Below are 6,983 nucleotides of genomic sequence, written 5' to 3'. Positions count from 1 at the left end.
CTATTGTTTTTGGTGATCGGTTGCCGCAGGTGGCTGGTCGCTAGATTTGTTGTGGGTTTACACCGTTAATCTGACAGTCCCTTCCAGTTGGAAGAAGCTGATTGAAGGAGCTGGTGGGGTGCAATCGATGTCGCGTAAGGGTAACTGCTACGATAACGCGGTGATGGAGAACTTCTTTGGGCACCTGAAGTCTGAGGTGTATCACGGTGAGAGCTTTGCCAGTGTTGAGGATTTCTGTCAGGCGGTTGATGACTATATCTATTGGTATAACAACGGTAGGCTTCAGGAGCGATTAAAGGGCCTGGCTCCGATGGGGTATCGGAGCCAGGCTTTGGCAGCCCTGACGGTCTAGGATTAAACCAGTCCAACTTTCGGGGGCTAGTTCAATCAAGGGGTCTGGGCTGCTTTTATGCTCTGGCGGTGCTGAACCTACCGGGCTGAATCTACTGGGCGGTGGGGTTGAGCACGCGGGAGAGGAAGAGCTGGGTGCGCTCGTGCTGGGGGTTGCCGATGACGGCGTCGGAGGGGCCCTCTTCGACGACCACGCCGCCGTCCATGAAGACCACGCGGTCAGCCACATCGCGGGCGAAAGCCATCTCGTGGGTTACCACGATCATGGTCATACCCTCGGCGGCGAGCTGACGCATGATGGAGAGCACGTCGCCCACGGTCTCGGGGTCAAGAGCACTGGTGGGCTCGTCAAAGAGCATGAGGGCGGGGTTCATGGAGAGGGCACGGGCGATGGCTACGCGCTGCTGCTGGCCACCGGAGAGCTGGTCGGGGTGGCGGGCTGCCTTATCGGCCAGGCCTACCTTTTCGAGGTTGGCCAGGGCGATTTCTTTAGCTTCGGCCTTAGAGCGCTTGAGCACCTTGACCTGGGCAACGGTGCAGTTTTCGAGCACGGTCAGGTGGGGGAAGAGGTTGAACTGCTGAAAGACCATACCCACGGAGCGGCGCATGGCGTCGATATCAACATCGGGGTCGGTTACCGAGTGACCGGCCACCTCGATGCTGCCGGAGTTAGGGGTTTCGAGCAGGTTGACGCAGCGGAGCAGGGTGGACTTGCCCGAGCCGGAGGGGCCGATCAGGCAGACGACCTCGCCGGGGGCTACCGACATGTCGATGCCCTTGAGCACTTCGACGTCGCCGTAGGACTTATACAGGTTGGTGATGGTGACGGACGCTGGTGCGGTCTGGAGAGTCATGGCTGGTTCTTCCTGGGGTAGGTGGGTGCTTTACTTGCGGGAGCGGGCCTTGGCGCGCTTTTCGAAGTGGCGGGCGAGGAAGCCCAGCGGGACAGTGATAATCAGGTAGCAGGCGCCTGCCAGGACGAGCGGGGTGAGGCCCGCACCGGAGCCCGAGATGCCCTCACGGCCGAACTTGGTCAGTTCGTACTGGGCCACCGACATACCGAGCAGGTAGACCAGGGAGGAGTCCTTGGTGAGCAGGATAATCTCGTTGGTGAGCGGGGGCAGGACGATGCGGAAGGCCTGGGGGATGATGACGGTGACCATGGCGCGGGTGTGGCTCATGCCCAGGGAGCGGGCTGCCTCGTACTGGCCCTTGGGTACAGCTTCCAGGCCGGCGCGCAGTACCTCACCGATGTAGGCGGCCGACACCATACCGAGGGCCAGCATGACGGTGACGTAGTTATTCAGGCGCAGGCCGAAGGCCAGGGGAATGCCGTAACCAAAAGCGATAAAGACCAGCAGCGCGGGCAGACCTCGGAAGAGCTCAATGTAGAGGGAGGCCAGCCAGCGGTAGGGGGCAACCGATGAAATCTTCATCAGGGCCAGCAGAACACCGCCAGCCAGGCCCACCACGAAGCCTAGGGCCGTGTAAATCAGGGTGTTCTTGAGGGCAACGGTGATGATGTTGGGGAACTGCTGGGCGATAATCTCGGGGTTGAAGGCCTTATCGCGCAGGGTTCCCCAGTCAGCGACAAGAATAACAACGAGTGCGATGATAGCCAGCAGGGCGTACTGGGCGTAGCGGGCGTAGGTTTGTTTCTGCCGGGTCGACAGTGCCATGGGTGGTCTTTTCCTTTTGTTTCCCCGGTTGCCCGGGCTCGTATCGGCGTAGAAGAAGGGGTATACGGGTGAGGGGTAGGCTGCGCCTGCGCTAGCCTACCCCCGTTGGTGAGCTTGGGTTTATGCTACTACCCGTTATCCGCGATTACTGGGATACGCCCAGGTACTTTTCGCGCAGGTCTGCCATGCGGCCGTCCTCTTCCATCTTCTTGAGGGTGGCGTTGGCGGAGTCAAGCAGGGCGGTGTTCTCGGTCGCTACGGCACCGGCAATCTGCTCGCCGGTCTCGATTTCCTGGGCTACAGAGAGGGATGAGTCAGAGGTCAGCATTTCAGACAGCACGGTGATGTTACCGACGATGGCATCGACCTGGCCGGTCTGTAGTGCCTGCAGGAGCAGGCCGTTGTCTTCGTACTGGACGGTGTTAGCGCCAGCTTCCTGGGCGTACTTTTCACCGCTGGTAGCCTGCTGCACACCGATGTTGCGGCCGGAGAGGTCAGCATCACCCTTGATGTCGGAGCCAGCGGGAACCAGGATCGCCAGGTTGTCGTCGACGTAGGAGTCGGTGAAGTTCATGACGGTCTTGCGCTCATCGGTGATGGTGATGCCAGACAGGGCAATGTCGCACTGCTTGGAAGAAAGGGCTACACCGGACTGGATGCCCTCGAAGCTGGTGGTGAACATTTCGGCTTCGACGCCCAGGTCTGAGGCGATAGCTGCTGCGATATCGGCGTCCAGGCCAACGATCTTGCCGTTTTCTTCGTATTCGAAAGGAGCGTAGGGAGGGTTGGTGCAGACGGTCAGCTTGCCCTCTGAAATCAGGGAAACGCCTGACTCGGTGGTGGTACCGGTGCTAGAGGAGCCACAGGCGGTGAGCATCAGGGCGGCTGCTGCGAGAGCGAAGGGGGCCTTCTTCATGGTGTACCTCGTATCTAAAACTGTGTAGGTGCGATGTGTTTTGAGCTTTATTCTGCCCCGCTATGCGTAAAAATGCAAACCTATGCATGAATATTCATTATAAATTTTTTACACACCCCCAAGGTGAGCTTTAGACACAAACATGACAAAATAGGCAGGGTGAACCGAGCAGACCTTAACAAAAAGACCACCGACATCTCCTCCATGTTCGATCAGGTAGCCGAGCGCTACGACCTGATGAACGGCATCATGTCGCTGGGCCAACACATCTACTGGCGCAAGCAGACCGTTGCTGCGGTCGACGCCCACCCCGGCCAGAAGGTCCTTGACGTCGCCGCCGGAACCGGCACCTCGTCCGAGCCCTTCGCCGACGCCGGTGTTAAGGTCATCGCTGCCGACCTCTCCGAGGGCATGCTGGCCGTAGGCCGCCGCCGCCGCCCCGACATCGAGTTCGTGCAGGCGGACGTCACCGCCCTTCCCTTTGCCGACGAAGAGTTTGACGCCGTCACCATGAGCTACGGCCTGCGCAACGTCGCCGACTACCCCCAGGCCCTGCGCGAGCTCTACCGCGTGACCAAGCCCGGCGGACGCATCGTCATCAACGAGTTCTCCACCCCCACCTTCGCCCCCTTCCGCGCCATCTACCGCAACTACATCATGAAGCTGATTCCACCGATTGCGCGCAAGGTCTCTTCTAACCCCGAAAGCTACGAATACCTGGCCGAGTCCATTCTTGCCTGGCCCGCCCAGGACGAGCTGGCCCGCCACTTCACCGAAGCAGGCTGGCAGAACGTTCAGTACAAGAACCTGACCGGCGGCATCGTAGCCCTGCACCGCGCTTATAAGCCCGAGCAGTAAACCCGGTAGACTTACACCAGCAGCTTGCCGCGGCTCTGGGCCGCAGCCACCCACCGAAGAAATGTGAAAGACACCGTGACTGAACCCACCAGCTCCCCTATGAGCGTTGAAGCGCTCATGCCCGAAGCTGACTTCAACCTGCCCAAGGGGTTTGAACTCATTGCGCAGGACGCTGAACTCGGCCCCAAGATTCTTGAGGCCCTTTCTGAGGTTGAGCAGCGCCTAGAACGCGCGGTTGCCCAGACCAACCACCTGGCAGACGTAGCCTCCCGCCACCTGCTTTCTGCCGGTGGCAAGCGGGTGCGCCCCCTGCTCACCCTGCTGGCTGCAGAGGCCGGTGGTGGTATCAACGACCGGGTCATCGACGCAGCTGTTGTCGTTGAGCTGACCCACCTGGCCACCCTCTACCACGACGACGTTATGGACGACGCCCCCAAGCGCCGCGGTGTAGATACCGCCCAGAACATCTGGGGCAACTCGGTCGCCATTCTGACCGGTGACCTCATCTTCTCCCGCGCCTCCCTGATTGTTTCCGAGCTGGGTGGCCGCGCTCTAGCTGTTCAGGCTCAGACCTTTGAACGCCTGGTACTGGGTCAGCTCTTTGAAACCACCGGCCCCGAGAAGAACGAAGACATTCTCAGCCACTACATTAAGGTCATCGAGGGCAAGACCGGCTCCCTCATCGCGGCAGCAGGCTCCTACGGCACTATCCTGTCTGACTCCCCCGAAGCAACCGTGCAGATGCTGGCCCGCTACGGCGAATTGGTAGGCGTGGCCTTCCAGCTGGCCGACGACGTCATCGACGTCACCAGCTCGGGTGCGGCATCCGGCAAGACCCCCGGCACCGACCTGCGCGAGGGCGTCCCCACCCTGCCCACCATCCTGCTCGACCGGGCTGCCGCAACCGGCGACCTGGAAGCCCAGCACGTCCAGCAGCTGATTCAGGGCGATCTCACCAGCGACGAGGCTCTAGCCGAAGCCGTTGCAGCGCTCTCAGCTCACCCGGTCACCGCAGAAGCCTGGGAGATTGCCTACCAGTGGGCTGATGACGCTATCGCAGCCATCGAGCCCCTGCCCGACTCGGTGGTCAAGGAAGCCCTCAAGTCCTTCGCTCACGCCGTCGTCCACCGCGACGCCTAGAGCTACTCCCGGCGGGAAACCGCCGGGATTTTTTTACCCAATTTTCTATCCACTATTTGAGATTTATTTATCACTTGCTAGCCTGAACCCACATACTACAAAAGATTCATTCACACTTAGCCCTGCGGAGGACTACTCACATGAGTTCAAACCCCACCTCGGCGCCCAAGAAACGCGAAGGCTTCTCAAGCCGCAAGGTCTTCATCTTTGCAGCTATCGGTTCAGCCGTTGGCCTCGGTAACATCTGGCGCTTCCCCTACGTCGCCTACGATAACGGCGGCGGCGCCTTCATGATCCCTTACCTGGTCGCCCTGCTGACCGCGGGCCTGCCCTTCCTCTTCTTTGACTACGTCATCGGTCACCGCGCCCGCGCGTCCTCTCCCCTGGCCTTCCGCCGCCTGAACCGCAAAACCGAGTTCATCGGCTGGTGGCACATGGGCATCAACTTCATCATCGCTATCTACTACGCAGCGATTCTTGCCTGGGCCGCCCGCTACTTTATCTACTCCTTCACCCACGCCTGGGGTGACGATCCGCAGACCTTCTTCTTCGCGGACGTCCTGCAGCTGGCTGACCCCGTAGCCCTCACCTTCGATTTCGTGCCCGGCATCCTCTACCCCCTGATCGGCATCTGGGTGCTTCTGGCCCTCATCATGTCCCTGGGCGTGCAGAAGGGCGTGGGCCTGGCTAACGTCTTCTTCATCCCCGTGCTGGTCATCATGTTCCTGGTCATGGTCGGCTACTCACTTACCCTGGACGGCGCAATGACCGGCCTCGATGCCCTCTTCACCCCCGACTGGGCCGCTCTGACCGAGCCCGGCGTCTGGGTTGCAGCCTACGGCCAGATTTTCTTCTCCCTGTCCATCGGCTTCGGCATCATGATCACCTACGCCTCCTACCTGAAGAACAAGACCAACCTGACCGGATCCGGCGCGGTTGTGGGCTTCGCTAACTCCTCCTTCGAGCTGCTGGCCGGTATTGGCGTCTTCGCAGCCCTGGGCTTCATGGCAACCGCCGCTGGCACCCAGGTCTCCGAGGTAGCAACCTCAGGTATTGGCCTGGCCTTCATCGCCTTCCCCACCATCATCTCCCAGGCACCCGGCGGCACCCTGATCGGTGTACTCTTCTTCGGCTCCCTGCTCTTTGCAGGCTTCACCTCCATGATCTCCATCGTTGAGGTAATCGTTGCCGGTGTTGAAGACAAGTTCAACCTGGGCCGCGTGCGCTCCACCCTGCTGGTTATTGCTCCCATCGCGGTAATCTCTACCCTGCTCATGGCCACCACCTCCGGCCTCTACGTCCTGGATATCCTGGATAACTTCGTCAACCAGTTCGGCATCCTCGCCGCAGGCCTGGTCTCCATCTTCGTGGTTGCCTACCTGCTGCGCGCCCTGCCGATCTTCCGTGACCACCTCAACGAGCGTTCGTCCTGGAAGATGGGCAAGCTCTGGATGATCCTGCTGGCAGGCGTCACCCCCCTTATCCTGGGCTACTCCCTGATCAACACCTTCATCGGCCTGATCAACGAACCCTACGAGGGCTACCCCGACCAGATGCTCAACATCTTCGGCTGGGGCATGGTCATCGCCCTGCTGGTCGTAGCCATCATCATCTCCATGCTGCCCTGGTCTAAGACCTCCCGCGCAGCGCTGACTCCCCCGGCTCCCCCGATTGCCGGCGGCAAGGTCGTCCACGGCCACGTAGATGCCACCGCCCAGTCGGCAGCCCAGTCAGCCACCGAAAAGGAAGGTGCCTAGCATGAGCTCCATCGCCATCGTTATGCTGATTGTCTCCATCGCCCTCATCTGGGGCGGCCTGGGCCTGGCCCTGGTTCACCTCTCCCGCAACCCCGACGAGTCGGGTAGCGACGTAGAGGCCGACGAGACCGCAGTTCCCTGGGCCACCGAAACCACCCAGAAGTAACCGGCCCTCCACAGAGAAAAGCCCCTCCACACGCAGTGAACTAGCCCCCGAAAGTTGGACTGGTTTAATCCTAGACCGTCAGGGCTGCCAAAGCCTGGCTCCGATACCCCATCGGA

At 60.6% G+C, this 6,983-nt stretch carries 7 protein-coding genes and 1 pseudogene; 5 read left to right on the top strand and 3 right to left on the bottom strand.

All coding sequences use genetic code 11. The annotated features are described in order from the left end of the window. Positions 1–82: 82 nt before the first annotated feature. Positions 83–352, top strand: a pseudogene (locus ACFP6B_RS11045) (transposase); the annotation flags it as partial. A 91-nt stretch (positions 353–443) separates the two neighbouring features. Here the strand turns inward: ACFP6B_RS11045 and ACFP6B_RS11040 are convergent. From ACFP6B_RS11040 to ACFP6B_RS11030, 3 genes are all read right to left on the bottom strand, one after another. Beyond that, positions 444–1,205 (bottom strand): amino acid ABC transporter ATP-binding protein, encoded by a 762-nt coding sequence (locus ACFP6B_RS11040; protein ID WP_237222534.1) that lies wholly within the window; start codon positions 1,203–1,205, stop codon positions 444–446. A gap of 30 nt (positions 1,206–1,235) precedes the next feature. Next, a complete protein-coding gene (locus ACFP6B_RS11035) occupies positions 1,236–2,030 on the bottom strand; it encodes an amino acid ABC transporter permease (RefSeq protein WP_237184958.1) in 795 nt (264 codons plus the stop codon). Positions 2,031–2,175: 145 nt separating this feature from the next. Then, positions 2,176–2,946 (bottom strand): ABC transporter substrate-binding protein, encoded by a 771-nt coding sequence (locus ACFP6B_RS11030; protein ID WP_377129964.1) that lies wholly within the window; start codon positions 2,944–2,946, stop codon positions 2,176–2,178. 159 nt (positions 2,947–3,105) lie between these two features. Between ACFP6B_RS11030 and ACFP6B_RS11025 the strand changes: the two genes are divergently transcribed. The 4 genes from ACFP6B_RS11025 to ACFP6B_RS11010 all read left to right on the top strand — a co-directional run bounded on the left by ACFP6B_RS11025 (position 3,106) and on the right by ACFP6B_RS11010 (position 6,867). After that, positions 3,106–3,804: a demethylmenaquinone methyltransferase gene (locus tag ACFP6B_RS11025; RefSeq protein WP_272878564.1), complete on the top strand. Its 699-nt coding sequence runs from the start codon at positions 3,106–3,108 to the stop codon at positions 3,802–3,804. Positions 3,805–3,903: 99 nt separating this feature from the next. After that, a complete protein-coding gene (locus ACFP6B_RS11020; RefSeq protein ID WP_237222643.1) occupies positions 3,904–4,944 on the top strand; it encodes a polyprenyl synthetase family protein in 1,041 nt (346 codons plus the stop codon). 140 nt (positions 4,945–5,084) lie between these two features. Next, complete coding sequence (locus ACFP6B_RS11015) at positions 5,085–6,701, top strand: sodium-dependent transporter (protein ID WP_377129962.1); 1,617 nt, start codon at positions 5,085–5,087, stop codon at positions 6,699–6,701. 1 nt (position 6,702) lies between these two features. Then, positions 6,703–6,867, top strand: coding sequence for a methionine/alanine import family NSS transporter small subunit (locus ACFP6B_RS11010; protein ID WP_377129960.1), 165 nt, complete (start codon positions 6,703–6,705; stop codon positions 6,865–6,867). Positions 6,868–6,983 lie beyond the last annotated feature (116 nt).

The sequence above is a fragment of the Rothia nasimurium genome (assembly GCF_042660305.1).
Classification (GTDB): Bacteria; Actinomycetota; Actinomycetes; order Actinomycetales; family Micrococcaceae; genus Rothia; species Rothia nasimurium.
This window is presented reverse-complemented; position numbering and strand designations above follow the sequence as displayed.